24 protein-coding genes and 1 pseudogene are annotated in these 25179 nt (G+C 68.1%); 8 read left to right on the top strand and 17 right to left on the bottom strand.

Going from position 1 to position 25179, the window contains the following annotated elements; genetic code table 11:
- The first annotated feature begins 102 nt into the window (after nucleotides 1–102).
- Together Q8Q77_RS17770 and Q8Q77_RS17765 are read left to right on the top strand one after the other, a co-directional pair.
- On the top strand, nucleotides 103–1158 hold the full coding sequence (locus Q8Q77_RS17770) for a GGDEF domain-containing protein (RefSeq protein ID WP_305585091.1): 1056 nt from the start codon (nucleotides 103–105) through the stop codon (nucleotides 1156–1158).
- A 76-nt stretch (nucleotides 1159–1234) separates the two neighbouring features.
- Nucleotides 1235–2038 (top strand): enoyl-CoA hydratase/isomerase, encoded by an 804-nt coding sequence (locus Q8Q77_RS17765; protein ID WP_305585089.1) that lies wholly within the window; start codon nucleotides 1235–1237, stop codon nucleotides 2036–2038.
- On the opposite strand, the pseudogene Q8Q77_RS17760 reads toward Q8Q77_RS17765, so the two are convergent.
- Nucleotides 2035–3213 (bottom strand): annotated as a pseudogene (locus tag Q8Q77_RS17760) (low temperature requirement protein A). The gene Q8Q77_RS17765 and the pseudogene Q8Q77_RS17760 overlap by 4 nt on opposite strands.
- A gap of 115 nt (nucleotides 3214–3328) precedes the next feature.
- On the opposite strand from Q8Q77_RS17760, the gene Q8Q77_RS17755 reads away from it, so the two are divergent.
- Nucleotides 3329–3997 carry a glutathione S-transferase gene (locus tag Q8Q77_RS17755; protein WP_305585087.1) on the top strand — a complete coding sequence of 223 codons (669 nt, stop codon included), beginning with the start codon at nucleotides 3329–3331 and terminating at the stop codon, nucleotides 3995–3997.
- Here Q8Q77_RS17755 and Q8Q77_RS17750 read toward each other — a convergent pair.
- The 9 genes from Q8Q77_RS17750 to Q8Q77_RS17710 are packed head-to-tail and all read right to left on the bottom strand — an operon-like array spanning nucleotide 3994 to nucleotide 11229.
- On the bottom strand, nucleotides 3994–4395 hold the full coding sequence (locus Q8Q77_RS17750) for an iron-sulfur cluster assembly accessory protein (RefSeq protein WP_305585085.1): 402 nt from the start codon (nucleotides 4393–4395) through the stop codon (nucleotides 3994–3996). The genes Q8Q77_RS17755 and Q8Q77_RS17750 overlap by 4 nt on opposite strands.
- Nucleotides 4396–4412: 17 nt before the next feature.
- Nucleotides 4413–4775, bottom strand: a complete 363-nt coding sequence (locus tag Q8Q77_RS17745) for an SUF system Fe-S cluster assembly protein (protein WP_305585036.1) — start codon at nucleotides 4773–4775, stop codon at nucleotides 4413–4415.
- A 12-nt stretch (nucleotides 4776–4787) separates the two neighbouring features.
- Nucleotides 4788–6002, bottom strand: coding sequence for a cysteine desulfurase (locus tag Q8Q77_RS17740; RefSeq protein ID WP_305585084.1), 1215 nt, complete (start codon nucleotides 6000–6002; stop codon nucleotides 4788–4790).
- A complete protein-coding gene (gene sufD / locus Q8Q77_RS17735; RefSeq protein WP_305585082.1) occupies nucleotides 5999–7033 on the bottom strand; it encodes a Fe-S cluster assembly protein SufD in 1035 nt (344 codons plus the stop codon). Before sufD ends, Q8Q77_RS17740 begins: the two co-directional genes overlap by 4 nt.
- On the bottom strand, nucleotides 7030–7776 hold the full coding sequence (gene sufC / locus Q8Q77_RS17730) for a Fe-S cluster assembly ATPase SufC (protein ID WP_305585080.1): 747 nt from the start codon (nucleotides 7774–7776) through the stop codon (nucleotides 7030–7032). Before sufC ends, sufD begins: the two co-directional genes overlap by 4 nt.
- Nucleotides 7776–8180 (bottom strand): hypothetical protein, encoded by a 405-nt coding sequence (locus Q8Q77_RS17725; protein ID WP_305585078.1) that lies wholly within the window; start codon nucleotides 8178–8180, stop codon nucleotides 7776–7778. Before Q8Q77_RS17725 ends, sufC begins: the two co-directional genes overlap by 1 nt.
- Complete coding sequence (gene sufB, locus Q8Q77_RS17720) at nucleotides 8177–9646, bottom strand: Fe-S cluster assembly protein SufB (RefSeq protein WP_305585076.1); 1470 nt, start codon at nucleotides 9644–9646, stop codon at nucleotides 8177–8179. Before sufB ends, Q8Q77_RS17725 begins: the two co-directional genes overlap by 4 nt.
- Nucleotides 9647–9658: 12 nt before the next feature.
- Entirely contained in the window at nucleotides 9659–10783 is a 1125-nt protein-coding gene (locus Q8Q77_RS17715) for a cysteine desulfurase family protein (protein WP_305585075.1), read from the bottom strand.
- The gene (locus Q8Q77_RS17710) at nucleotides 10780–11229 is read right to left on the bottom strand and encodes an Rrf2 family transcriptional regulator (protein WP_305585073.1); all 450 of its coding nucleotides are present in this window, start codon (nucleotides 11227–11229) and stop codon (nucleotides 10780–10782) included. Before Q8Q77_RS17710 ends, Q8Q77_RS17715 begins: the two co-directional genes overlap by 4 nt.
- Before the next feature lie 167 nt (nucleotides 11230–11396).
- On the opposite strand from Q8Q77_RS17710, the gene Q8Q77_RS17705 reads away from it, so the two are divergent.
- Nucleotides 11397–12047 (top strand): alpha/beta hydrolase, encoded by a 651-nt coding sequence (locus Q8Q77_RS17705; RefSeq protein ID WP_305585071.1) that lies wholly within the window; start codon nucleotides 11397–11399, stop codon nucleotides 12045–12047.
- Nucleotides 12048–12196: 149 nt separating this feature from the next.
- On the opposite strand, the gene Q8Q77_RS17700 is transcribed toward Q8Q77_RS17705, so the two are convergent.
- Nucleotides 12197–13495, bottom strand: coding sequence for an amidohydrolase (locus Q8Q77_RS17700; RefSeq protein ID WP_305585070.1), 1299 nt, complete (start codon nucleotides 13493–13495; stop codon nucleotides 12197–12199).
- Nucleotides 13496–13511: 16 nt separating this feature from the next.
- The gene (locus Q8Q77_RS17695) at nucleotides 13512–14669 is read right to left on the bottom strand and encodes an anhydro-N-acetylmuramic acid kinase (RefSeq protein WP_305585068.1); all 1158 of its coding nucleotides are present in this window, start codon (nucleotides 14667–14669) and stop codon (nucleotides 13512–13514) included.
- 165 nt (nucleotides 14670–14834) lie between these two features.
- On the opposite strand from Q8Q77_RS17695, the gene tyrS reads away from it, so the two are divergent.
- From tyrS to Q8Q77_RS17675, 4 genes are all read left to right on the top strand, one after another.
- Nucleotides 14835–16148: a tyrosine--tRNA ligase gene (gene tyrS / locus Q8Q77_RS17690; protein ID WP_305585103.1), complete on the top strand. Its 1314-nt coding sequence runs from the start codon at nucleotides 14835–14837 to the stop codon at nucleotides 16146–16148.
- Nucleotides 16149–16163: 15 nt separating this feature from the next.
- Nucleotides 16164–16634 (top strand): peroxiredoxin, encoded by a 471-nt coding sequence (locus Q8Q77_RS17685; protein WP_305585067.1) that lies wholly within the window; start codon nucleotides 16164–16166, stop codon nucleotides 16632–16634.
- A gap of 286 nt (nucleotides 16635–16920) precedes the next feature.
- Complete coding sequence (locus tag Q8Q77_RS17680) at nucleotides 16921–18081, top strand: M23 family metallopeptidase (RefSeq protein WP_305585066.1); 1161 nt, start codon at nucleotides 16921–16923, stop codon at nucleotides 18079–18081.
- Between the two features lie 28 nt (nucleotides 18082–18109).
- Nucleotides 18110–18535, top strand: a complete 426-nt coding sequence (locus Q8Q77_RS17675) for a polymer-forming cytoskeletal protein (protein WP_305585065.1) — start codon at nucleotides 18110–18112, stop codon at nucleotides 18533–18535.
- A gap of 10 nt (nucleotides 18536–18545) precedes the next feature.
- Here the strand turns inward: Q8Q77_RS17675 and Q8Q77_RS17670 are convergent, their stop codons facing one another.
- From Q8Q77_RS17670 to Q8Q77_RS17650, 5 genes are all read right to left on the bottom strand, one after another.
- Nucleotides 18546–18989: a DUF1801 domain-containing protein gene (locus Q8Q77_RS17670; RefSeq protein WP_305585064.1), complete on the bottom strand. Its 444-nt coding sequence runs from the start codon at nucleotides 18987–18989 to the stop codon at nucleotides 18546–18548.
- 15 nt (nucleotides 18990–19004) lie between these two features.
- Complete coding sequence (locus Q8Q77_RS17665) at nucleotides 19005–19712, bottom strand: 2-phosphosulfolactate phosphatase (protein WP_305585063.1); 708 nt, start codon at nucleotides 19710–19712, stop codon at nucleotides 19005–19007.
- Nucleotides 19713–19783: 71 nt separating this feature from the next.
- A protein-coding gene (prfB, locus tag Q8Q77_RS17660) for a peptide chain release factor 2 (RefSeq protein WP_305585061.1) occupies nucleotides 19784–20903 on the bottom strand; the annotation gives its coding sequence in 2 pieces (ribosomal slippage) (nucleotides 19784–20833 and nucleotides 20835–20903; 1119 coding nt in all).
- 212 nt (nucleotides 20904–21115) lie between these two features.
- Nucleotides 21116–23491 carry a penicillin-binding protein 1A gene (locus tag Q8Q77_RS17655; RefSeq protein ID WP_305585060.1) on the bottom strand — a complete coding sequence of 792 codons (2376 nt, stop codon included), beginning with the start codon at nucleotides 23489–23491 and terminating at the stop codon, nucleotides 21116–21118.
- 96 nt (nucleotides 23492–23587) lie between these two features.
- Nucleotides 23588–24757: an N-acetylmuramoyl-L-alanine amidase gene (locus tag Q8Q77_RS17650; protein ID WP_371130474.1), complete on the bottom strand. Its 1170-nt coding sequence runs from the start codon at nucleotides 24755–24757 to the stop codon at nucleotides 23588–23590.
- Nucleotides 24758–25179 lie beyond the last annotated feature (422 nt).

The raw sequence follows: 25179 nt of genomic DNA, 5'->3' as shown, positions 1-25179 counted from the left end.
GAGTTCAGCCTTAACGCCTCATTCGACTCTCGGAACTATTCTCGTTTTCCAGTTTGGAGAATCTGGCAAAACGCCGATCTCCAGAATCGGGGAACGGGACGAATGTCGGCCAATATCGAGACCAGGCTACGGGGACCGGGGGCGTACGCCCTGGCGCGCGAAGTTCTGGAGGCCATGGAAGCCCATCAGGTCTGGCCGACCTCGGTCAATTTCGAGCTCTGGACACACTTTGTCGCCGAACCCGACAGCGACCTGGGTCGCGAGATCACCCGCCTGATCTCGGTCGGCGAGGCCTTCACCGACCTGCTGGCCGACGAACTGGCCGCGGCTTACCTCCCCAAGGCCAAGCTCACCGAACAGATTCGCGACGCCGGCGACGCGCTCAGCAAGGAGCTGATCTCGGTCAGCCGGGCCATCGAGAGCGCCCAGAAGTCGAGCGAGGCCTACGGCCAGACCCTGGCCAGTGCGTCCGGAGCCCTGATCGCCGACCCCGAGCCGCAAGAACTCAAGGCCATGGTCGACACCCTGGCCTCAGCGACCAAGCGCGTGCAGCGCGAGAACAAGTCGCTCGAGAAGCGCCTGGCCGAGTCGACCAACGAGGTCGCCCGCCTGCGCGAGCACCTGGAACAGGTCCGTCGCGACGCCACCACCGACGGCCTCACCCAACTCGCCAACCGCAAGGCTTTCGACGAGGAGCTGGAGCGCGCCTGCGCCGAGGCCGACATCGGCGGCCATACAGTGACCCTGGCGGTCATCGACATCGACCACTTCAAGAATTTCAACGACACATGGGGCCACCAGACCGGCGACCAGGTGATCCGCTATGTCGCCAGCGTCATCGGCCGCGTGGGCGCCCCGCCCCGCTTCGCCGCCCGCTACGGCGGCGAAGAGTTCGCCCTGATCTTCCCGCGCGAGACCGCCGATGTCGCGACCCTGGTGCTGGAAGAGATCCGCGAGGAAGTGTCCTCGCGCATCCTGAAGCGCCGTTCGACCAACGACGACCTGGGCGCGGTCACCGTCTCGGCGGGCCTGGCCCAGATGCGGCGCGGCGAGAGCGCCCACAGCCTGATGGAACGCTCCGACACCGCCCTCTACGCTTCGAAGCGTTCGGGCCGGAACCTGGTCACCAACGCCGAGGCCGTCGCCGACGCGGCGTGACCGCGGTGGATTTCCGCTAGCCTGACGCCGGGGTATCTCCTCTTAGAATGCGCGCAAGACCGCATCGGAGGACGCCGTGGCCTATTCGAAACTCAAGACATCCGTCGCTGACGGCATCGGTGTGGTCACCCTGGCCGACCCCGCCACCCTGAACGCCGCCGGCCTCGACCTGATGGCCGAGCTGACCGACGCCTTCAAGTCCATGGCCGCCGACAGCTCGGTGCGCTGCGTGGTGCTGACCGGCGAAGGCCGCGGCTTCTGCTCGGGCGCCAACCTTTCCGGACGCGGCGGCGGGATCGGAAGCGAGACGCCGGACCCCGAGGGCCCCGACGCCGGATCGGCGCTGGAGAGCGTCTACAACCCGTTCATGAGCTCGATCCGCGATTTCCCGGTTCCCATCGTCACGGCGGTGAACGGCGTGGCCGCCGGCGTCGGCTGCTCGCTGGCCCTGATGGGCGACATCATCGTGGCGGGCGAGAGCGCCTATTTCCTGCAGGCCTTCCGCCGCATCGGCCTGGTGCCGGACGGCGGCTCGACCTACCTGCTGCCCCGCCTGATCGGCAAGGCGCGCGCCATGGAGATGGCCCTGCTGGGCGACCGGGTGCCGGCCAAGACCGCACTCGACTGGGGCCTGGTCAACCGCTGCGTCCCGGACGCCGACCTGATGTCGACGGCCATGGAGCTGGCCAAGGCGCTCGCCACCGGGCCCAAGTCATTGGGCGCCATCCGCAAGCTGGTCTGGGAGAGCCTGGACACCGCCTGGGCCGAACAGCTCCACGCTGAACGCATGGGCCAGAAGCTCGCCGGCCGCACCGAGGACAGCCGCGAGGGCGTGCTGGCCTTCCTCGAGAAGCGCCCAGCCGAGTTCAAGGGCCGTTAAGCCACGGCCCGCGTCCGCCGGAGCGAGATCGACTCCGAGGCCGCCACGCCGACCAGGATCACGGAAACCGCGGCGCTGAATGTGGCGGGGGTCATTGCGAACCCCAGCGGCGCCAGGACCGTGAGCGCGCCCAGGCCCGCGACATGGGACCAGGGGATGACCGCGACCGTGGCCCAGCGGAACAGCAGGTTGCCGACCAGGTAGAGGCCCGGACCGACCACCAGCACTGCGATGGTCTCGACATTGATGTGGCCGCTGGGGTGGGCGAGCGCCAGTTCATCTCCCACGGCCGAGACCACAATCCCGGCCACCAGGGGCAGGTGGATATAGGTATAGGCCAGCCGCGCGATGCGCCCGGTGTCCTTGGATTGCGCGAAGCGATGGCTGGCGCGTTCGACGGCGGTGTCGAAATAGATCCACCACATGGCGACGCTGGCCACGAAAGCGGACACGAAGGCCAGGAGGACGCCGGAGGTCAGTTCCAGCCGCGCGGCCGTCGCCCCGGTGACGAGGATGGATTCCCCCAGGGCGATGATGACGAACAGGGCGCACCGCTCCGCCATGTGCGCGGCCTCGACGTCCCAGTCCGTGGTCGCCGAGCGACCCAGACCAGGCGTCCAGAATCCCAAGGACGGCGACGCCACCTCGATCACGATCGCCACCGCCCAGAAGGCCATGCGGGCGCCGTCGTCGGAGAAGCCTCCCGCCAGCCAGAAGATCGACGAAAACACGAACCAGGCCGAGATCCGCAGGAAGGTGAGGAAGTGGGTCGGGTTGTGCCGCCGAAAGGCCCACAGCGTGAACAGCGTGCGGCCGAGTTGGATCAAGGAGAACGCGGCGCCGAAGACGAGGCCGCGTTCCTCGAAGGCCTCCGGCAGCGAGATGGAAAGCACCAGGCCGGCCAGCATCACCGACAGCAGCATCAGCCGGACCGGCGTGCGGTCCGGATCGAGCCAGTTTGTGCACCAGCAGGTGTAGATTCAGGCCCACCAGACCGCCAGGAACAGCATCGCGGTCTGCACCGCGCCCAGCGGAGTCAGGTGCTCCAGCAGCGAATGCGAGAGCTGGGTGATGGCGAAGACGAAGACCAGATCGAAGAACAACTCGATGAAGGTCACGCGGTTATGGCCGTCGGGGTTGCGCACCCGCTGAAAATCCAGTTTCGCGCCGATCATTCCCGACTCCCGCTTTCACGGCGTGACTTTGGCGTGGCCCGCCCCGCGGCGCCACCGCTTTCCTAGCGTCAATTTACGTTGTAAGTTCACAAACTCCTCTTCATGAAAGCGCGCCATGCTTGTCGTCCATCACCTGAACAACTCCCGCTCCCAGCGCGTCCTCTGGCTGCTGGAGGAACTGGGTGTCCCCTACGAGATCCAGCACCACCAGCGCGACGCCAAGACCATGCTGGCGCCTCCGGAGCTGCGCGCGATCCATCCGCTGGGCAAGTCGCCGGTGATTGTCGACGGCGATGTAGTGCTGCCCGAGACCGGAGCCATCGTCGACTGGATCGTCGAGCGGTACGGGAACGGCCGGCTGGTTCCGGCGGCGGGCACGGCGGAGCGATCGCGCTGGACCTATTGGCTGCACTACGCCGAGGGCTCGGCCATGCCGCCGCTGCTGATGAAGCTGGTGTTCAGCCGCCTGCCCGCCAATGCGCCGTTCCTCCTGCGCCCGGTGGTGAACGCCATCGCCGCGCGCGCCCAGGCCGGGTTCGTCGATCCGAGCCTGAAGCTCCACTTCGACTATTGGGAAGGCGAACTGGGCAAGTCCGAGTGGTTCGCGGGAAGCGAATTCAGCGCCGCCGACGTGATGATGAGCTTCCCGGTGGAGGCCGCCGCCAACCGCGGCGACGCCCTAAACGGCCGGCCGCGCCTGAAGGCCTTCCTGGAGAAGGTCCACGCCCGCCCGGCCTATCGCCGCGCCCTGGAGAAGGGTGGGCCCTACGCCTATGCGGACTAGGCGTCGGTCTCGGCGGCCGGCTGGATCGTGACGCTCTCGCCGCAGCCGCAGGCGTCGGTCTCGTTGGGGTTCTTGAACACGAACTTGGCCGAGAGCCTGTCGGTCTCGTAGTCGATCACTGTGCCGATCAGGAACAGGATCGCCTTGGGCTCAATCAGGATGGTGACGCCCTTGTCCTCGACCACCTCGTCGAGCGGCCCGGCGGCCTCGGCATATTCGATGATGTATTCAGAACCCGCGCAGCCGCCGTTCTTCACGCCTACCCGCAGGCCCGCATAGGGCTTCTCGGCCTTACCCATGATCTCCTGCACGCGCGCCGCGGCGGCGTCGGTCAGGGTGACCACCTTGGGCCGGGGGCGGCGGGCGCGGGGCGCGGCGGTGAGGTTCAGGTCGGTCATGTTCGATCTATATGGGGTCAGAACATGTTCAATTGAAGTTTCGCCTCGTCGGACATCCGCGAGGGATCCCAGGGCGGGTCGAACACCAGGTCGACCTTCACCTGGCCGATGCCGGGGATTTCGCGCACCGCGTCCTCGACCCAGCCCGGCATTTCGCCGGCCACCGGGCAGCCCGGCGCGGTCAGGGTCATGTCGATGGCGACATTCTTCTCGTCGGAGACGTCGACCTTGTAGATGAGGCCGAGCTCGTAGATGTCGACCGGGATTTCGGGGTCGAACACCGTCTTCAGCTTCTCGATGAGCTGATCGGTGAGCGCGTCGAGTTCGCCCTGACTGAGAGGCGTCGTCGAGGTCGGCTCGATGGCGGCGGCGTCATCCATGGTCATGCATGCTCAAGCAAAAAAGGCCTGGGTACGGTTGAGGGCGTCGACAAAAGCGTCGGCCTCCCCTTCCGTATTATATAGGGCGAAGGAAGCGCGCGCCGAGGAAGTGACCCCGAAACGTTTCATCAGGGGCTCGGCGCAATGGGTCCCGGCGCGCACGGCGACGCCGTAGCGGTCGAGGATCTGGGCCACGTCGTGGGCGTGGGCGCCCTCGACGGTGAAGGACAGGATCGCGCCCTTGCCCGGCGCCTCGCCGATCACCTTCAGCCAGTTGGCGCCGTTTAGGCGTTCGCGGACCCGGTTGTAGAGTCTGGCCTCGTGGGCGGCGATGGCTTCGCGATCGAGCCCGTTCAGCCACTCGACGGCCGCGCCCAGGCCGATGGCTTCAAGAATCGGCGGTGTGCCGGCCTCGAACCGGTGGGGGGGCTCGGCATACGTAATTTTGTCGAGGCTGACCTCGCCGATCATCTCGCCGCCGCCCTGATAGGGCCGTAGCGCCGCCAACTCGGCGGCCTTGCCGTAGAGGATGCCGATCCCGGTCGGGCCATACAGTTTGTGGCCGGAGAAGACATAGAAATCGACGTCCAGCGCCTTCACGTCCACGGCCTGATGGACGATGGCCTGGCAGCCGTCCAGCAGCACCTTGGCGCCCGCCGCGTGAGCCTGCGAGATCACCTGCGCCACCGGATTGATCGTGCCCAGCACGTTGGACATGTGGGTGAGCGCTACGACCCTGGTCTTGTCGGTCAGCAGGCCCGGCAGGGCGGCCAGGTCCAGGGTCCCGTCGTCCAGCACCGGAATGAACTTCAGCACCACCCCCTGGCGTTCGCGCAGGAAGTGCCAGGGCACGATATTGGCATGGTGCTCCATCTCGGTGAGCAGGATCTCGTCGCCGGCCTTGAGATCGGCGCCGAGGCCGGAGGCCACCAGGTTGATCGCCTCGGTGCCGCCCTTGGTGAAGACCACCTCGCCCAGCTCGGCGTTGATGAAGGCCGCCACCGACTTGCGGGCTGCCTCGTAGGCGTCGGTCGTCTCGTTTGCCAGGGTGTGCAGGCCGCGGTGTACGTTGGAATAGGAACCTTCCATCGCCCGGGTCATGGCCGAGATCACCGCGCGTGGCTTCTGGGCCGAGGCGGCGCTGTCCAGATAGACCAGCGGCCTGCCGTTGACCTGGCGGGTCAGGATCGGGAACTCGCGGCGGACCTGTTCGACGTCGAAGCTCATGGCGTCGCCCTCAGCCGGTCGGCGGCCCAGGCGCGGGCCACCTCGCGCGCCCCGTCATGCTCGATGCGGTCGACCACCTGGCCGACGAAGGCCTCGATCAGCATGGCCCGGGCGGTCTCCCGCGGCATGCCCCGCTGCATGGCGTAGAACAGGGCCTGCTCGTCCAGCGCCCCGATGGTGTTGCCATGAGCGCACTGTACGTCGTCGGCGAAGATCAGCAGCTCGGGCTTGGCGTCGACCTCGGCCTTGTCGGAGAGGATGAGCGCGTTGTGGGCCATCCGCGCGTCGGTGCGGTCGGCGCCCTTGGCGACCTTGATCCGCCCCTGGAAGACGCCGCGCGACTGGTCGCGGACCACGCCCTTGGTGAGCTGGGTGGTGGTCCCGTCGACGCCCAGGTGTTCGACCACGGTGGTTAGGTCGGCATGGCGCTTGTCGGCCAGGAGATAGGCGCTGTCGAGGCGTAGGCCGGCCCCGGCGCCCGGATGGGCGACACGGGTCTCAATCCGCTGACGGCGCGCGCCGTCGGTGAGCACAGTCTGGGCGAACTGTGCGCCGGCGCCCAGGGTCACCTCGGCGACCGAGACGCTGACGCCCTCGGCGCCGTCGGCGGCCAGGACGATGCGTTCCAGGCGCGCATTGGCGCCCACGGTGATCGTGAGATCGTGGTTGGCGACATAGTCGGCGCCGTCGCCCTGGTAGCTCTCCAGCAGGATCAGATGGCCGCCCTCGGCGACCTCGATCCGCGCCGAGGCGGCGTGGGAACCGCCGCCGAGCGCGGCGAAATGCAGGGCGACCACATAGGGCGCGACCGAGGCGCTGCGGATGACCACCGGATCGCTGGCGTTGACCACATGGATCGGCAGGTTGGCGAGCGCGGCGAACGGCCCGGTCGGGGCCTCGCCCTCAAAGGCCCGCGACGGCTCGGGCAGGACCCGCAGCAGGCCGCGCAGGTCGGTCCACTTCCAGTCCTCGTCGCGCTTGGACGGAAGCTGGGTGACGTCACCGCTCTTGAGGGCCGTGGCGAGGCTCACGCGGCCCTCGCATACTTGTCGTAGCCCTCGCGCTCCAACACGTGGGCGAGGTCAGGGCCGCCCGAGGCGGCGATCCGGCCGCCGGCCAGGACGTGGACGCGGTCGGGTTTGATGTAGTCCAGCAGGCGCTGGTAGTGGGTGATCACCAGCATGGCGCGGTCGGGCGAGCGCATGGCGTTCACCCCGTCGGCGACGATCTTCAGCGCGTCGATATCGAGACCGGAATCGGTCTCATCGAGGATGAGGAAGCGCGGCGAAAGCATCGCCATTTGAAAGATTTCCATGCGTTTCTTCTCGCCGCCGGAGAACCCGACATTGAGCGCGCGCTTGAGCATCTCGAAGTCGATCTTCAGCGAGGCGGCGGTGGTCCGCGCCAGCTTCAGGAACTCCGGCGCGGTGACCTCGGGCTCGCCGCGGGCCTTTCGCTGGGCGTTCATGGCCGTGCGGATGAAGGTGAGCGCCGGGACGCCGGGGATCTCCAGCGGATACTGGAAGGACAGGAAGACGCCGCGGGCGGCGCGTTCGCTGGGATCGAGGGCCAGCAGGTTCTCGCCGTCGAGCGTGGCGGTCCCCTCGGTGACCTCATAGCCTTCCCGGCCGGTCAGGACATAGGACAGGGTCGACTTGCCGGCGCCGTTCGGCCCCATGATGGCGTGCACCTCGCCCGCCGGAACGTCGAGGGTCAGGCCCTTGAGGATCGGCTTGTCGTCGACGCTGGCGTGGAGGTTCTTGATCGACAGCATCAGACGGTCTCGTCGGCCAGGTACTGGGCCATCACCTCGAGGGCCTCGTCGACAGTCTGGACCATCTGCTGCTTGCGCGGGGCGGCGGTGGAGGTGGATGCCGACCGCTTGTCGGCCGAGCGCACCGTGGCGGTCCCGGCCTCGAAATAGGCGTCGATCAGATAGTCCTCATGGTTGAGGATCACCGTGTAGCGGCGGCGATCCAGGGTCAGGCCCTTCTCCTTGAGGAAGGCGGCGTCGGCGGCGAGCGCGTCGTGAAGCATCTCGGCTCGGGCCAGGTCCTCCTCCTGCTGCTGGCGCTCGGCCTCCTCGCGCGCATGACGGGCGGCGTCACGTTTGGCGTGTTCGGCTTCGAAGGCGCGGCGGAAGGACATGCTGAGGTTCTCAAGGGTTGCGAGGGTCATCCGACGGACCCTTCAAGGGAAATGGCGACGAGCTTCTGGGCTTCCACGGCGAACTCCATGGGCAGCTCCTGAAGCACCTCCTTGACGAAGCCGTTGACCAGCAGCTGCACGGCCTCCTCCTGGGAGAGCCCGCGCTGCATGGCGTAGAACAGCTGGTCTTCGGAAAGCTTGGTGGTGGTGGCCTCGTGCTCGAAGACGCACTGGCCGTTGCGCGCCTCCACGTAAGGAACCGTGTGGGCGGCGCATTCCTTGCCGATCAGCAGGCTGTCGCACTGGGTGAAGTTGCGCGCGCCCTTGGCCTTGGGATGCGCCGAGACCAGGCCGCGATAGGTGTTGGACGAGCGGCCCGCCGAGATGCCCTTGGAGATGATCCGCGAGCGGGTGCCCTCGCCCAGATGGATCATCTTGGTGCCGGTGTCGGCCTGCTGGCGGCCATTGGTGATGGCGATGGAGTAGAATTCACCCACGCTGTCCTTCCCGCGTAGGACGCAGGATGGGTACTTCCAGGTGATCGCCGAGCCGGTCTCGACCTGGGTCCAGGAGACCTTGGAGCGGTCGCCGCGGCAGTCGGCCCGCTTGGTGACGAAGTTGTAGATGCCGCCCTTCCCGGTCTCCGGGTCGCCCGGATACCAGTTCTGGACCGTGGAATATTTGATCTCGGCGTCTTCCAGGACCACCAGCTCGACCACGGCGGCGTGGAGCTGGTTCTCGTCGCGCATGGGGGCGGTGCAGCCCTCCAGATAGGAGACGTAGGACCCCTTGTCGGCGATGATCAGGGTGCGCTCGAACTGGCCGCTGTTCTCCGCATTGATGCGGAAATAGGTGGAGAGCTCCATCGGACAGCGCACGCCCGGCGGCACATAGACGAAGCTGCCGTCGGAGAAGACCGCCGCGTTCAGGCAGGCGTAGTAGTTGTCCGAAACCGGCACCACGGAGCCCAGGTACTGCTTCACCAGCTCGGGATGCTCGCGGATCGCCTCGCTCATGGAGCAGAAGATCACCCCGACTTCGGCCAGCTCCTTCTTGAAGGTGGTGACCACCGAGACCGAGTCGAACACCGCGTCGACGGCGTATCTCGGCGCGCCTACGACGCCGGCCAGCACCTCCTGCTCGCGCAGCGGGATGCCTAGCTTGGCGTAGGTGGCCAGGATATCGGGGTCGACCTCGTCGAGGCTCTTGGGGCCCGTCTTCTCCCTGGGCGCGGCGTAATAGTAGCTGTCCTGGTAGTCGATGCGCGGGAAAGCGACCTTGGCCCACTGCGGCTCATCCATGGCCAGCCAGCGCTCATAGGCGTCCAGGCGCCAGTCCAGCATCCACTGGGGCTCGTCCTTCTTGGCCGAGATGAAACGCACGATGTCGGGCGACAGGCCCTTGGGCGCGAAGTCCTGCTCGATGTCGGTGACGAAGCCGTGCTTGTACTTCTCGAGGCTCTCGACGTGTTCGACGGTCTGTTTGACAGCGGCCATAAGCTTACCTCCTCACGCCGCCGGCGCGCGGCGCGCGGCGTGACGGATTTCACTCCAGGCGTCCACGAAGGCCGCCCAATCGTTCTCAGTCGTGCCCCAGCCGCCCGAGACGCGGATGGCGCAATCGGCCAGCTCGCCCAGGCCCATGGCCGACAGCACGTGGCTGGCCTTCACCTTGCCCGACGAACAGGCCGAGCCGGCGCTGACCATGAAGCCAGCCAAGTCAAGCTTCATCACCTGCAGGTCCGAGGTATGGCCGGGCGTAGCCACGCACAGGGTGTTGGGCAGGCGCGGCGAGGTCTCGGCGATCACCACCGCGCCTAAAGCCTTCAGCCGTTCAGCCGCGGCGTCGCGCATCGGGGCCTGATCGTTCAAGTCGCGCAGGGCGGCCATGGCTGCGGCGCCGAAGCCCGCGATGCCCGGGACGTTCTCAGTGCCGGCCCGGCGTCCCCGCTCCTGCCCTCCGCCATGCTGGCGGCGCACCAGGGTGGCGCGGGGGCCGAAGGTCAGTGCGCCCACGCCCTGCGGCCCACCCAGCTTGTGCGCCGAGGTCGAGAGGGTGTCGGCGCCCAGGGCGCGGCTGTCGGTGGGGATCTTGCCGGCCGCCTGGATGGCGTCGACATGCAGCCAGCCCTCGGCGGCGCGGACGATCTCGGAGGCCTCGCGGACCGGCTGGATCACCCCGGTCTCGTTATTGGCCAGCATCAGGGCCACGAAGGGCCGGCCGTCGGCGGCGTCCCAGCGCGACAGCCGCTCGGCCAGCCAGGCCAGGTCGGCCAGGCCCTCGGCGTTGACCGGTAGGATCTCGACCGACGCGCCGCTGGCCTTGGCGGTCTCCAGCACGCTGTCGTGCTCGATAGCGCTGACGATCAGGCGCTTCGAACCCGTGGCCACGGCGCTGTCGACGGCCAGCGCATTGGCCTCGGTGCCGCCGGAGGTGAAGACCACGGTTGAGGCCGGCCCGCCGATCAGGGCGGCGATCTCGGTTCGAGCCTGCTCCACCAGGGCGCGGGCCGCACGGCCCGCCGCATGGATCGAGGACGGGTTGCCGCCCAGGGCGTAGGCGCGGGTCACGGCCTCCAGGGCTTCGGGGCGCAGGGGAGCGGTGGCGTTGTAGTCGAGATAGACCCTAGTCATGCCGCCTCCGGCTGGGAGGCGCCCAGCCGTCCCGTAACGACGTCGGCCAGGGAGACCGAGGCCAGGTAGGTCTCGAGCTGGCGGCCCATTTCTTCCCAGAGGTCGTGGGTCAGGCAGCGCTCGCCCTTCAGCATGCAGCCCTTGCCCTCGGCGTTGCAGCGGGTGGCGCGCAGGGGTTCGTCCACGGCCAGGACGATGTCGGCGATATTGGTGTCCTCGGCCGTGCGCGCCAGGCGATAGCCGCCCCCGGGACCGCGCAGGCTGCGCACCAAGCCGCGGCGGCGCAGGCGGGCGAAGAGCTGTTCCAGATAGGAGAGCGAGATCTGCTGGCGGGCGGCGATTTCGGACAGGGCCACGGCGCGGTCGCCCTCGCCCAGCGCGCCCTGGCGTCGCGCCAGGTCGGCCATGGCCATCACCGCATATCGTCCCTTGGTCGAGAGGCGCATGTCGCTCCTGCTGGCCCGCACGATTTTTCGAGCATTTCGCGCGGCCCCTATGTTACAGGCCCCGCCTTGCAGCGGGACTTGTCGCCGGTACGGGCCGACGGTCGCGACTTAGGAAGACCCAGCGCGTTAGTCAAGTATTAGGCGGCGCGCATGACGAGAGGACGAGCATGCCAGAGGTGGTTCTGACCGGTGCGGCCGGGCGGATCGAGGGCCGGTATTCGGCGGGCAAGACCCCGACGGCTCCCATTGCGCTGATCCTGCATCCGCACCCCAAGGCCGGCGGCCAGATGAACCATCCGGTGGCCGTGCAGCTGTTTCACCTGTTCATGAAGCGCGGTTTCTCGACCCTGCGGTTCAACTTCCGCGGCGTGGGCCGCAGCCAGGGCGAGTTCGATAGCGGCATCGGCGAGCTGGCGGACGCCGCCACGGCGCTGGACTGGCTGCAATCGACCAATCCGGCAGCGTCGCAGTGCTGGGTGGCCGGCTATTCGTTCGGCGCCTGGGTGGGCATGCAGCTGCTGATGCGCCGCCCCGAGACCGACGGCTTCATCTCGGTCTCGCCGCCGACCAACATGTACGACTTCAGCTTCCTGGCGCCCTGCCCGGCCTCCGGCCTGATCCTGCACGGCGGCGCCGACACCGTCGTGCCGCCGGTCGAGGTCGAGCGCGTGGTCTCCAAGCTGCGCACCCAGAAGGGCATCGTCATCGACCACGAGGTCATCGACGGCGCCACCCACTTCTGGGCCGAGAACCTGCCGGACGTCGAACAGCGCGTCGGGGCCTATCTCGACAAGCGCATCGCCGCGGATCCGATCTAGGGCGCCCTTATCCCTCCTCCTTGTGGGGAGAGCAGATCCCGAAGGGATCGAGGGTGGGGCTTTCTGAAACCTCCGCGCAGATTGCCGGACTTCCCCACCCTGGCGGCTGCGCCGCTGTCCCTCCCCACAAGGAGGAGGGACAGAGCGTTCTAGCTCCCCTTCAGGAAATCCAGGGCCATCAGGGCCTGAGCCCGCACGCCGGTCTCCATGGCCGCCTCGTCGACGTCGAAGAACGGCGAGTGGTTGCCGCCCTTCGGGAAGCCGACGCCCAGATGATAAAAGAAGCCCGGGACCTCCTTCTGGAAGTAGGAGAAGTCCTCGGCGCCCATGATGTAGTCGATATCGTCCACGACCTTGCCCCCGGTCGCCCGCGTCAGGGTCGGCTTCATCCGCGCCGTCAGGGCGCGGTTGTTGTCGGTCACCGGATTGGGCGTGCCCCAGACGAACTTCGCCGTGGCGCCGTAGCGTTCCGAGATCGAACTCACGGCCTTCTCGGCCCGGGCGATCACGTCGGTGCGCATTCCCGGATCGAAGGTCCGCAGGGTGCCTGTCATGGCCATGTCCTCGGGGATGATGTTGTAGCGCAGGCCGCCATGCAGGGTGGCCACGGTCAGCACCGTGGGCGTCTTGGAGACGTTGATCTGGCGCGAGGCGATCTGGTTGAAGGCGGTGACGATGTCCGCCGTCAGGGACGACATGTCGATCCCCTGCCAAGGCATGGAGCCGTGCGCCTGGCGGCCCTTCAACTGGATCTCGAAACGGTCCGACGCCGCCATCATCGGGCCCGGACGCCAAACCATGGTCCCCACCGGGCCCGGAAAGGCGTGCAGGCCGAAGATCGCGTCCACCTTGGGGGCTTTCAGCACCCCTTCCTTGACCATCAGGGTCGCCCCACCCTCCTCGCCCGCCGGCGGGCCCTCCTCGGCTGGTTGGAAGATGAAGACCACCGTGCCCTCGATCTGGTCCTTCATGCCCGCCAGGACCTCGGCGGCGCCCATCAGGATGGCCACATGGCTGTCATGGCCGCAGGCGTGCATCACCGGCACGGTCTGGCCATTGTACTGGGCCGTGACCTTGGAGGCGAACGGGAGTCCGGTCTGCTCGGCCACCGGCAGGGCGTCCATGTCGGCGCGCAGGGCCACGACCTTGCCGGGCTTGCCGCCCTTCAGGACGCCGACCACGCCGGTCTTGCCGACCCCGGTGCGCACCTCGAAGCCCAGCTTGCGCAGATGGTCGGCGACGATCTTGGCGGTCCGCACCTCGCTGTTGCCCAGCTCGGGATGCTCATGGAAGTCGCGCCGCCAGGCGATCACCTTGGGCTGCAGCGCCTTGGCCGCGGCGAACACCGCCGCGTCATAGGGCTGGGGCGCGGGCTTGTCCTGCGCCTGCGCCCCCGTGGTCAGCGCGAACGCCGCGGCCGCACCGGCCAGCCAATAGCCCTTGGACATCGATAGACTCCCCGATTCATGCCGCTGGTCGGGCGACGCGCCCGCCGGTCATGGGCGCGGTGACGCCCGTGGTCTTTGGATATGAGATCGCCAGGCCGCGCAGGGTTCGCGCCGCCAGGTAGGCGAAGGCCTCGGCCTCGATGGAATCGCCGCGCCAGCCATGGTCCTCGGCGGTGGTCACCGGAACCGACAGCCGTTCGGCGAAGGCCTTCATGAGCTGCGGATTGTGCCGCCCGCCGCCGCACACGACGAGCTCCGTCGGCACGCCGCCCATCAATTCGAAGCCCAACTTCACCGCTTCGGCGGTGAAGGCCGTCAGGGTGGCGGCGGCGTCCTCGAGCTGGAGCTTCTCCAGCGGCGCCAACGGGAAGTCGTAACGGTCCAGCGACTTGGGCGGCGGCGCCTTGAAATAGGGATGGTCCAGCAGGCCACGCAGCACGGTCTCGTGCACCTGGCCGACGCTGGCGTACTTGCCGCCGGCGTCGTAACGGCCCGCGCCGCGGCCCTGGACCAACAGGTCGAGCATGCCGTTGCCGGGGCCCGTGTCGAAGGCGGCGATGTCGCCGGTCTCCGACCAGAAGGTGACATTGGCCACCCCGCCCACATTGAGGATGGCGAGCGGCGGCTTCAGCCCCGCGGTTCGGGCCCGCGCCAGGTGGTAGATCGGCGTCAGCGGCGCGCCGTCGCCCCCCGCGGCCACGTCAGCGCTGCGGAAGTCGTAGGCCACCGGCACACCCGTCGCGTCGGCCAACCACTGGGCGTCGCCGAGCTGGACCGTGCGGCCGATGCGGTCGCCCTGGGGACGTTCATGCAGCACCGTCTGGCCGTGCATGCCGATCAGGTCGATGTCGGACCAGGCCAGGCCGTGTTCGGCCAGGAACCCTTCGGCGGCCTCCAAGTGCTCGCGGGCCACGGCGGCGGCGGTTTCCTGGAAGATTTCCGGCTCGGGCGCCCCGCGCGGCCACTGCAGGGCCTGGCGGGTGGCGTCCAGGATGAGGTCGCGCACGGCGTCGGTCAGCTTACGTTCGCCCGCGGGGCCGAACGCGGCGATCGTCTCGCCATCCGTCTCCAGGATCGCCATGTCGCAGGCGTCCAGCGACGTTCCGGTCATGAAGCCGAGGACTCGCATGGAGAGCTTGACTGCCACGCCCTCGCGCCGGTAGCTAGCCGCCATGATCGAACGCCGCTCCGCCAACCTGGCCAGCTATTACCGCCTGCCCTAAAGCAGGCGCGGTTCGATCCCTTGCGCCTACCTCACCAGGTCGGCGCCCATCTCACCCAAGGGAAAAGACGGTCTCCGGCCATCCGCCGACCAGGAGCCTGTCAGATGTCCCTCGAAATGCTTGCAGACCGCGTGTTAGAGCGCCCTGCGTCTTCGCCAGAGTCATCGCCCATGTCCGCCGACCAACCCTTCAAGTCCCAATTCCTGCGCGTCATGCAGGAACGTGGCTACATCCACCAGATCACCCATCCGACGGAGCTGGATGAGGCCGCGGCCAAGGGAGCGATCACCGCCTACATCGGCTTCGACGCCACGGCGTCCAGCCTGCATGTCGGCCACCTGATCCAGATCATGATGCTGCGCCGCCTGCAGCAGGCCGGCCACAAGCCCATCGTGCTCATGGGCGGGGGCACCACCAAGGTGGGCGACCCGACCGACAAGGACGGTCAACGGCCGTTGCTGACCCACGACCAGATCCAGGGCAACATCGCCACCATCAAGGGGACGTTCGAGCGTTTCCTGACCTTCGGCGACGGACCGACCGACGCGGTCATGGTCGACAACGACACGTGGCTGTCGAAGTTCGGCTACGTCGAGTTCCTGCGCGACTACGGCGTCCACTTCACGATCAACCGGATGCTGGCCTTCGACAGCGTCAAGGCGCGGCTGGATCGCGAACAGCCGATGACCTTCCTCGAATTCAACTACATGCTGATGCAGTCGGTGGACTTCCTGGAGCTGGAACGGAAGCACGGCTGCCTGCTGCAGATGGGCGGCTCCGACCAGTGGGGCAATATCGTCAATGGGGTGGAGCTGATCCGCCGCGTGGACCAGAAGCCGTCCTTCGGCCTGACCACGCCCCTGCTCTCCACCGCCTCCGGCCAGAAGATGGGCAAGACCGTGGGTGGGGCCGTCTGGCTCAACGCCGACATGCGCAGTCCCTACGACTACTGGCAGTTCTGGCGCAACACCGAGGACGCCGATGTGGGCCGCTTCATGAAGCTGTTCACCGATCTGCCGATCGAGGAGATCGCGCGGTACGAGGCCATGCAGGGCGCGGAGATCAACGAGGCCAAGAAGGTGCTGGCCAATGCGGCCACCACCCTGCTGCACAGCGCCGACGCGGCCCAGGCGGCGGCCGAGGCCGCGCGGGTGGCCTTCGAGGTCGGCAGTGTGTCGCAGGACATGCCGACCCACGAGGTCCCAGCCGCCGATCTCGAGGCCGGCATCGTGCTCGCGGCCCTGGCCGCCGACGCCGGCCTGGCGGCCTCGCGCGGCGAGGCGCGCCGCCTGGCCCAGGGCGGCGGCCTGCGGGTCAATGACAAGGCCGAAGCCGACGCCAACCGCACGATCACCACGGCCGACCTGGTCGACGGCGTGGTCAAGCTGGCGGCTGGCAAGAAGAAGATCGTCCTGGTGAAGCCCGTCTAGGCCTGGAGAGACGCGATGTCCGAACTGACCGAAGGCGCCCTAGCGCCCGACTTCGAACTGGCCGGGGCCGATGGCCCCGTCACGCTCGCCAGCTTCAAGGGCAAGCCGCTGGTGGTCTATTTCTATCCGAAGGACGACACCCCCGGCTGCACGAAGGAGTCGCAGCAGTTCAGCGCCTTGGCGGGCGAATTCGCGAAAGCCGGAGCCTCGGTTCTGGGCGTTTCGAAGGACAGCCTGGCTCGTCACGCGAAATTTACAGCCAAGTACGACCTCGCCGTGCCCCTCGGTTCCGACCCGGAAGGAACCATGATCGAGGCCTATGGGTCCTGGATCGAGAAGAGCCTCTATGGCCGCCAGTACATGGGCATAGACCGCTCGACCTTCCTGATCGGGGCCGACGGCAAGCTGGTGCGAATCTGGCGCAAGGTCCGAGTCGACGGCCACGCCGAGTCGGTCCTCGAAGCCGTGAAATCCCTTAAAGCTTAAGCGTGTTGCGGTGCGGCCGACGGCCGCATCGCCGCACTTGGGCGTGGCCGGGAAAAGCCCCGGCCACCACCTCCAATTGTTGTAGATATGTCGCGACCGCCGGCGATCTGGGCCTTAGCGGGCAAGGCGGCGCGAACGACCCTAGCTTGGCTGTTCAGCTCCCGTTAACCAACGCCGTTAACAATCCCCAGACTCAGGCCCCTTGCCCTCGCGGCGCGAAGGGTCTTGCGCGCTTTCCAATTCTCACTGCATATCCGCGGGACCAAAAAGTTCCGTAGCCGACGCGGTGGAAATGACACGCTTTGCGCGCCTTCGCCGATCGCTTGATGAGCTATTTCCCGAAAGACATCTCTATGTCCGCTCCGGCGGGGAAATGCGGGCGTTCGTACTGACCACCGGCAAGCAGCTGGCCGGCGCCGGCGCGGTGGCGGCTGGCGCGCTGTGGATGGGCGTCTGCACCGCGGCCATGCTGGTCAACGCCATGGCGATGTCCGGCCACGACCAGCAACTGGCCCGCATGCAGGCCAAATCCGAGCGACTGGTTGCCGACCGCGAAGCCCGCTTGAACAGCGCAGTGGCCCAGCTGACCGCCGCCGAGGGCGGCGTGGACCAGTTGGCCATCACGGTCGAGAAGCGCCACGCGGCGCTCGCCATGCTGCTCAGCGACATCAAGGACGCCCCGGGCGTCGCCACGGCCCTGGCCCCCACCATCCGCAAGGCCAGCAACATCCCGGCCACCGTCAGCCCCATGCGCCGCATCGAGCTGGTGCGTGCGGGCCAGGAACGGCTGATCGACGCGGCCGACACCTTCGCCAAGACCCGCGCCGACCGTCTGCGCCTGGCCTTCCGCCTGGCCGGCCTGACGCCGTCGTCCTATGTGCCCAAGGGTGGCTCGCTCGGCGGACCGCTAATCGAGGCCAAGGATCCCCGAGCCCTGGCCGCCGTCCTGGACGTGGACGAGGGCTTCGCCCAGCGCATACAGCACGCGGCGACCAACCTTTCCGAGGCCGGCGCCCTGGCCGAGGCGGCGCAGAACCTACCCTTCGCCCGCCCGGTCTCCACAGGCACCAGCAGCGGCTTCGGCGTCCGCTTCGACCCCTTCACGCGGCGCCCAGCCTTCCATTCGGGCCTGGACTTCACCGGCGGCTACAACTTCCCGATCCAGTCGACGGCGCCGGGCGTGGTGTCTTTCACCGGCGTTCGTTCAGGCTACGGCAACACCATCGAGATCGACCACGGCCGCGGCTTCAAGACCCGCTATGCTCACCTCCAGGCCATCGGGGTCCGTCCGGGCCAGCGCGTCGCCGTCGGCCAGCGGATCGGGGCCATGGGCTCCACGGGCCGCTCCACCGGCCCGCACCTGCATTATGAGGTTTGGGTCAACGGACGGGCGCAGAACCCCGGCCGTTACGTGAAGGCGGGCGACTATGTTCTCCAAGGCGATTAAAAGCACCTCCGACAAGCAGGTTCCGGACATGGCGGCGCCTCCCGAGGCGGGCCGCAAGGCTCCGCGGGCCCCTTCGCTGATCTCCGACAACATCACCATCGAAGGCAGCGTCATCGGCGAGGGCGAGCTGCAGATCGACGGCGTGGTGCGCGGCGAGGTCCGCGTGGACAAGGTCACCATCGGCGAGACCGGCCATGTGGAGGGCGCGATCTTCGCCGAGGTCGTCGAGACCCGCGGCCGGGTCATCGGCCAGATCAGCGCCAAACAGGTCCGCCTGCACGGCACGGCCTATGTGGACGGCGACATCACCCACGAACAGCTGGCCATGGAATCGGGCGCCTTCTTCCAGGGCCGCAGCCTGAAGTTCCAGCGCCCCGCCGCCCCGCCGGCCATCTCCGCCCCCACCCTGGTCTCCGAGACCGAGGTTCGCGAACCCAGCGCCCAGGTGGGCTGAGACCGCCCCCTCAGGGTTCGGACCTGAGTCGTATCCGGATGTCCTCGTAGGCCGCGACTATGAGGTCCCGCAGGGCGTCGGCGTTCACCTGCTGCGGACCGCGGAGCTTCACGTGCCGCATCCGCTTGCCGGCGCCTTCCAGAAGGCCCTCCGGGTCGTCGAGCATCGCGCCGCAGAAGAAGCCGACGTTCACGTGGGCCTTGAATGCGTTGACGTATCCAAACGGCGCGTCCTCCACGCAGGCGACGGGGCAGCCATCGTGCATGAGCTCGCGGACGTCGGCGCCGCAGCTCCGCATCTGTTCGAACCAAGTCCGCGCGGCCCGGCGCAGCTCATCTTCCAGATCCGGCGGCCAGGCCTCGATCTCTCGGTCGATCCGCACCCCGCCGGAGAACCAGGCCTCGATCTCGGGGTCCCGCTGGACCGCGCCGGAGAGCCGAAAGAGCTGGCTCATCTGACCTCCTCGGGGCTAGGCCGCGTCTTCATAGGCGCCGTTTTTCAGCACTGGCGCACAGTGGCTCACGTCCAGCTCCAGGGCGATCTCCACATCCAGTTCGTGGCCGCGGTCGCTCAGCTCCCGGCCCGACATGCAGTCGCCGATGAGCGCCCGCAGATGCGGCCTGGCGCAGCGGAACGCCTCGCAGGCCACCTGGGCCTCCGCCGACATGGCCAGCCCCAGGGCCTCGATCACCGCCCCGGCGCCGATCAGGTCCTCCACGGCCGGTCGCAGGGAACCGTCCGGCCAACGTTCGCCGGCTGGGATGACCGCGATGTCGTGGCCGTCCGCCAGGGCGCGGGCCTTGGCCGCCACGGCCGAGGCGTTGCGCAGGCAGCCCGCCAGAACCGTGGCGTGGCCCCCGGCCAGGGACAGCCGCGAACCGTTAGGCGACGGCAGCACCAGGCGTTCGCCGGGATTGAGCTTCAGCAGGCTGGCCGGCGACAGGCTGAGCTGCCCCCCTGCCCTTCGGCTGGCCGCGAGGCGCGCGCCGACCCGCACGGCCTCGTCCCTCGCGGCGTCCTCGTCGCCGTATGGGAACGGATAGATCTTGGCATGCCGGTGAACCGCCACGTCGACGGCGGTTGAGAAGGACAGCACGTCGACGATCACCAGCACGGCGCTCCGCTCGCGCAGCGCCTCGACACCGTGCAGCCCCCATTCGCAGCGGACCTTTTGCATCGCAACCCGCTCCTCGCTGAACGCCTAAATCAAGACGCCCGCCGGGCGCGAATTGCAAACGCCGCTGTTGGCTAGGCGGTGGCGTCCCGCGTCGAGCCGACCCGCTGGGCGAGGGACGCGCCCATGAATTCGTCCAGGTCGCCGTCCAGCACCCCCTGGGTGTCGGAGGTTTCCACGTCGGTCCGCAGGTCCTTAACCATCTGGTAGGGCTGCAGGACGTAGCTGCGGATCTGGTGGCCCCAGCCGATGTCGGTCTTCTGGTCGGCGATCGCCTGGGCCTCGGCCTCGCGCCGCTGCAGCTCCAGCTCGTAGAGCCGGGCGCGCAGCATCTTCCAGGCTTCCTCGCGGTTCTGGTGCTGGGATCGCCCGGCCTGGCAGGCCACGGCCACCCCGGTCGGGATGTGGGTCAGGCGGACGGCCGAGTCGGTCTTGTTGATGTGCTGGCCGCCGGCCCCGGAGGCTCGGTAGGTGTCGGTGCGCACGTCGGAGGGGTTGATCTCGATCTCGATGGTGTCGTCGACCACCGGATAGACCCAGACCGAGGCGAAGCTGGTATGGCGCTTGGCGGCGGCGTCGAAGGGCGAGATGCGCACCAGCCGGTGCACCCCGGCCTCGGTCTTCAGCCAGCCGTAGGCGTTGGGGCCCTTGATCTGCAGGGTGACCGACTTGATGCCGGCCTGTTCGCCCGAGGTCTCCTCCAGGAAGTCGACGCTCATGCCGTGGGCGTTGGCCCAGCGGGTGTACATGCGCAACAGCATGCCGGCCCAGTCGTTGGACTCCGTGCCGCCGGCCCCGGAATTGATCTCCATGAAGGCGTCGTTGCCATCGGCCTCGCCCGACAGCAGGGCCTCCAGCTCGGCCCGCGCGGCGCGTTCCTTGATGCCTTTCAGCTGGGCCCGGGCTTCCTCGAGGGAGGCCTCGTCGCCTTCCTCATCGGCCATCTCAGCATAGCCGACGGCGTCGACCAGGTCGCGGTCGAGCGCCTTCACCGCCTCGATCTGGGCGGCGAGCTTGGAGCGTTCGCGGGTGGTGGCCTGGGCCGAGGCGGCGTTGTCCCACAGGGTGGGATCCTCGACGCGGGCGTTCAGCTCATCGAGTTTGCGGAGGGCCGGTTCCCAGTCAAAGACGCCTCCTGAGCAGGTCGATCGACTGCTCGATGTCGGCCTTGGCGGCCTCGACATCCACTCTCATGGGGAATCTCCGAACCAGACGTGCTCTGGGGTCGCGCCAGATAGCGTGCGCCGCGGGCGAAGACAATGGCCCTCCCCTCTCGCTCGTCATGGCCGGGCTTTGTCCCGGCCACCCATGAACTCCGTATCCGACGATTGTCCGGAAGGGCTCGTGCGTATGGATCCCCGGCACTCCGCTGCGCTCCGGCCGAGGATGACGATCCTGGAAAGGGGTCAGTACAGACCCGTCATGTCGTCCGGCTTCTTCACGGGCGGCGGGGGCGTGGCGTTGGGGGTGAGCTTTCCGTCCGGCCAGACCTGGTTGTAGGGCTGCGGCCCGGCGCTGGACGCGGCGGCGCTGGGCAGCCTCACCTGCGGTTCGGTGCCGGGGCGGAAAGCCTCACGGATGCCGCGGACCATGGCGAACTTGGCGTTGGTTGGCGCCTTGAACTCGGTCTTGGGCAGGTCCCTGGCCGCTTCGGCCATGAACTCGATGAAGATCGGCACCGCCGCCGTCGTCCCGGTCTCCCCGTTGCCCAGGCCGCGGTTGTCGTCGAAGCCGACGAAGATCCCGGCCACGACCTGCGGCGTGAAGCCCACGAACCAGGCGCTGCGGTACTCGTTGGTGGTGCCGGTCTTGCCCCCCACCGGACGGTCCAGGACCAGGGCCGAGGTCGCCGTACCGCGTTGGACGACGCCTTGCAGCATGGAGGTGATCTGATAGGCGGTGATCGGGTCCATCACCTGGTCGCCGCCGGGCGGCACGCGGGGGCTCTCGTCGCCATTGAATCCCGCGCCGCAGCGGGGGCAGTCACGCTTGTCGGCCCGGAAGATGGTTTCGCCGTTGCGGTCCTGGACCAGTTCGATCAGGTGCGGCTCGATGCGGCGACCGCCATTGACGAAGGAGGCATAGGCCGACGTCAGCTTGAACGGGGTGGTCTCCCCAGCCCCCAGCGCCATGGCCAGCACCTTGTCCATGTCCTTGACCACGCCCATCCGCTTGGCGAGCTCACTGATCTTGGTCATCCCCACGCCCTGGGCCAGACGAACGGTCATGGCGTTGCGCGACAGCTCCAGGCCGCGGCGCAGGGTGAGCGCGCCGTAGTACTTCTTGTTGTAGTTCTCAGGCGTCCAGTTCTGGCCGGCGGCGCCCTTGAGCGTGATCGCGGAGTCCATCACCACGCTGGACGGCGTGTAGCCGTTCTCCAGGGCCGCGGCGTAGACGATCGGCTTGAAGGCCGAGCCCGGCTGGCGCATCGCCTGGGTGGCGCGGTTGAAGTTCGACAGCGAGAACGAATAGCCGCCCACCATGGCCAGCACCCGGCCGGAATTGGGCTCCATGGCCACAAGCGCGCCGTTGACGATGGGAATCTGGCGCAGGTGGAAGCCGCCGCCCTCGGCGGGCTCGACGAACACCAGATCGCCGACATTGAGCCCCTTGCCCGCCCGAGCCCAGGTCACATCCTGGTTGATGATCCCGCCGGTCATGCCGCTGTCGGCGGTCTTGACCCGAACCGTCGCGCCCGAGGACTCGATCACCAGGGCCGCGCGCCAGTCGCGGCGTTCGGCCGGCGGCTTCTTCTTCTTGGCCATGGCCTCCCAGCCGTCGGCCACCTCGACCCGGCCCCAGGCCCCCCGCCAGCCATGCCGCCGGTCGTAGGCCTCGAGCCCGTTCATCAGCGCCACCCGCGCGGCGGTCTGCAGCCGCGGATCGAGCGTGGTGCGCATATAGTAGCCGCCCTCGTTCAGGCGCGGTCCGAGGGTCGCCAGACCCCGGCGGCGAACCTCCTCGACGAAGAAGTCGCCGTCGCGGTACTTGGCCCGGCTGGGGGCGTTCTGGACCTTCAGGTCCTCGCGCTTGGCGGCCTCGGCGGCCTGGCGGCTGACCCAGCCCAGGCCGGCCATCTGGTCCAGGATCCAGTTGCGCCGGATGATGGCCTGCTGCTTGCGGCGCAGGGGATGGTAGTTGTCCGGCCCCTTGGGCAGGGCCGCCAGATAGGCGCTCTCGGCCAGGGTGAGGTCCGAGATCGACTTGCCGAAATAGTTGTAGGCCGCCGCGCCCACCCCGTAGGACCGGTAACCCAGCCAGATCTCGTTCAGATAGAGCTCGAGAATCTGCTCCTTGTTGAGCGTCTGCTCCAGCCGCCCGGCCAAGATGGCCTCCTTCAGCTTGCGCCCCACCGTGGCGTCGCTGGTCAGCAGTACGTTCTTGGCGACCTGCTGGGTGATGGTCGAGCCGCCCTCCAGGCGTCGGCCCTGGGCCGCGTTCTGGACGTTCTTGGCCATGGCCCGCATCAGGCCGAAGGTGTCGACCCCGGCGTGGCGGAAGAAATTGCGGTCCTCGGCCGCCAGGAAGGCCTGGGCGAGCTGCGGCGGCATGGCGTCATAGGGCACGTAGATGCGCCGCTCGCGGGAGAACTCCCCGATCAGCACCCCGTCCCAGGCATAGGCGCGCGTGGCGGTGGGCGGGCGATAGTCCACCAGGTCGCCCGCGTCGGGCATGTCGTGGAACAGCCATGCGGCGTAGATGGCGATGGCGAACCCGGCCAAGGCGATTGCGCTCAGCACGGCGACGCCGGCGATCGCGACCCATCTTTCGGGGGGCTTCAAGACTAACTTACCTCCGCGGGCCGCCGGGCCCCGCTAGAATCTGATCTAGCGCGCATCGTGGCGGGCGCCAACGGCCCTGAGCGCGCAGGTCAGCGATCAGCGCGAGGCGAGACGGGTCTGTTGGCCGAAGTAGTCGTCGATGGCGTCGGCGACGCCGCCCATCAGGCGGCTGCGGCTGCCGGCGTCACGCAGAGTGGCTTCATCGGCCGGATTGGTGATGAAACCCATCTCCAGCAGCACGGCGGGCACGTCGGGCGCCAGCAACACGGCCAGGCCCGCCTCGCGGTGGCTGCGGCGCAGCAGTTGCTGGTGGTCGTCGATCCGCGACAGCAGCACCTCGGCGAAGGTGGCCGAGCGGTTGCGTGTCATGCGCTGGGTCAGGTCCAGCAGGATGGTCGAGACCCCGTTGTCGCCATGCGAGCCGGCCCGCATGAACCAGTCGTCCTTGTTGACGAACTTGGCCGAGCGACCGCTGGCGCGATCAGCCAGGGTGTAGACGCTGGCGCCGCGCAGGCTCGAATCGGTGCCGGAGTCCGCGTGAAGGGAGATGAACAGGTCGGCGTCGGCGCGCCGGGCGATCTTCACCCGGATGTCGTGGGCGACATAGACGTCCGAATCACGGGTCATCACGACCTTGTAGCGACCGGTCTTCTCGAGTCGGGTCTTGAGCGCCCGGGCCGCGGCCAGGGTCACGTCCTTTTCGGCGCCCGTCGCGCCCTTGGCGCCGGGGTCCTTGCCGCCGTGACCGGCGTCGATGACGATGACTTTCTTGAGCGAAAGCGGCGGCGCGGTGACCGGAACCACCGGCAGGGCCGCCGAGGTCATGCGGGCGCCGGCGGCGACCATGGTCCGGGTGGGCGGGACCTTGGCGGCCAGGTCGATCACATAGCGGTAATTGCCGATCCCATCGGCCGGCGGCAGCAGGAAGCGGCGCTTGACGACCACGTCGGCGGCGAGATCGACCCGCAGCCGCGCGCCCGCAGCGCCTTGATCCACAACCCAATTCTTCACGAGGCCAAGGCCCGCGCCCTGCAGCGGCCCCTCCACGGAGGCGCCGTTCAGGTTCAGCACCAGCCGGCGGTCCTGCGCGCCGTCCGAGGCGATCTTGCCCGTGGCCGAGCGGTTCATGTCGATGACGATGCGGGTCTCGACCTGGTCGCCGCCGAGGCGGACCTTCAGGATTCCGGCGGTGACGTTGGCGGCCTGGGCGGCGGCGACGATGGCCAGGCAGCAGACGCCCGCGGCCGCCGCGGCCAGCACGCGCACGCCATTCGCCCGAAACAGTTCGCCAACCCGCGCGAACATCCAACCCCACACGCAACAGTTTGAATCTGAACCGTCATATAGCCTTAAGCGACATGGACAAACGGTTAACCCGCGCGGGTCGCGGCCGCGACGACCGCGCCGCTTTCCTTTTGTCGCTTAGTGTTGCAATGTCGCGCCGCGCTGGAGCGCGCCTTGCGTCGCAAGGCCGCAGTCCGCGCGAAGCCAGCGTCAGCTCATCGCCCCTCGGCGACGACGCATTATCCGATCCGCGTTCCGCTGAGTGGGGCGCGCCTGGGAACACACCAATGGGCAGCGCCGCTCGAGCCCCTTTCCGGCCTACCGCCCGCGATGTCGCTTTCGACACCGCGAACGGCGGATGCGCGCGCGCCCTCCTGCAAAACCGGCGGCGCCCGAACCTCGAG

It is taken from the genome of Phenylobacterium sp., from assembly GCF_030698145.1.
Lineage (GTDB): Bacteria > Pseudomonadota > Alphaproteobacteria > Caulobacterales > Caulobacteraceae > Phenylobacterium.
The sequence above is the reverse complement of the archived record's forward strand: the minus strand, read 5'-3'. Positions and strand labels throughout refer to the sequence as shown.

Excerpts from the sequence above, each read along its gene's own strand:
- Q8Q77_RS17770 (WP_305585091.1), top strand. The coding sequence starts at position 103 with ATGTCGGCCAATATCGAGACCAGGCTACGGGGACCGGGGGCGTACGCC.
- Q8Q77_RS17755 (WP_305585087.1), top strand. The coding sequence starts at position 3,329 with ATGCTTGTCGTCCATCACCTGAACAACTCCCGCTCCCAGCGCGTCCTC.
- Q8Q77_RS17750 (WP_305585085.1), bottom strand. The coding sequence starts at position 4,395 with ATGACCGACCTGAACCTCACCGCCGCGCCCCGCGCCCGCCGCCCCCGG.
- Q8Q77_RS17745 (WP_305585036.1), bottom strand. The coding sequence starts at position 4,775 with ATGGATGACGCCGCCGCCATCGAGCCGACCTCGACGACGCCTCTCAGT.
- Q8Q77_RS17740 (WP_305585084.1), bottom strand. The coding sequence starts at position 6,002 with ATGAGCTTCGACGTCGAACAGGTCCGCCGCGAGTTCCCGATCCTGACC.
- sufC (WP_305585080.1), bottom strand. The coding sequence starts at position 7,776 with ATGCTGTCGATCAAGAACCTCCACGCCAGCGTCGACGACAAGCCGATC.
- Q8Q77_RS17725 (WP_305585078.1), bottom strand. The coding sequence starts at position 8,180 with ATGACCCTCGCAACCCTTGAGAACCTCAGCATGTCCTTCCGCCGCGCC.
- sufB (WP_305585076.1), bottom strand. The coding sequence starts at position 9,646 with ATGGCCGCTGTCAAACAGACCGTCGAACACGTCGAGAGCCTCGAGAAG.
- Q8Q77_RS17715 (WP_305585075.1), bottom strand. The coding sequence starts at position 10,783 with ATGACTAGGGTCTATCTCGACTACAACGCCACCGCTCCCCTGCGCCCC.
- Q8Q77_RS17710 (WP_305585073.1), bottom strand. The coding sequence starts at position 11,229 with ATGCGCCTCTCGACCAAGGGACGATATGCGGTGATGGCCATGGCCGAC.
- Q8Q77_RS17705 (WP_305585071.1), top strand. The coding sequence starts at position 11,397 with ATGCCAGAGGTGGTTCTGACCGGTGCGGCCGGGCGGATCGAGGGCCGG.
- Q8Q77_RS17700 (WP_305585070.1), bottom strand. The coding sequence starts at position 13,495 with ATGTCCAAGGGCTATTGGCTGGCCGGTGCGGCCGCGGCGTTCGCGCTG.
- Q8Q77_RS17695 (WP_305585068.1), bottom strand. The coding sequence starts at position 14,669 with ATGGCGGCTAGCTACCGGCGCGAGGGCGTGGCAGTCAAGCTCTCCATG.
- tyrS (WP_305585103.1), top strand. The coding sequence starts at position 14,835 with ATGCTTGCAGACCGCGTGTTAGAGCGCCCTGCGTCTTCGCCAGAGTCA.
- Q8Q77_RS17685 (WP_305585067.1), top strand. The coding sequence starts at position 16,164 with ATGTCCGAACTGACCGAAGGCGCCCTAGCGCCCGACTTCGAACTGGCC.
- Q8Q77_RS17675 (WP_305585065.1), top strand. The coding sequence starts at position 18,110 with ATGGCGGCGCCTCCCGAGGCGGGCCGCAAGGCTCCGCGGGCCCCTTCG.
- Q8Q77_RS17670 (WP_305585064.1), bottom strand. The coding sequence starts at position 18,989 with ATGAGCCAGCTCTTTCGGCTCTCCGGCGCGGTCCAGCGGGACCCCGAG.
- Q8Q77_RS17665 (WP_305585063.1), bottom strand. The coding sequence starts at position 19,712 with ATGCAAAAGGTCCGCTGCGAATGGGGGCTGCACGGTGTCGAGGCGCTG.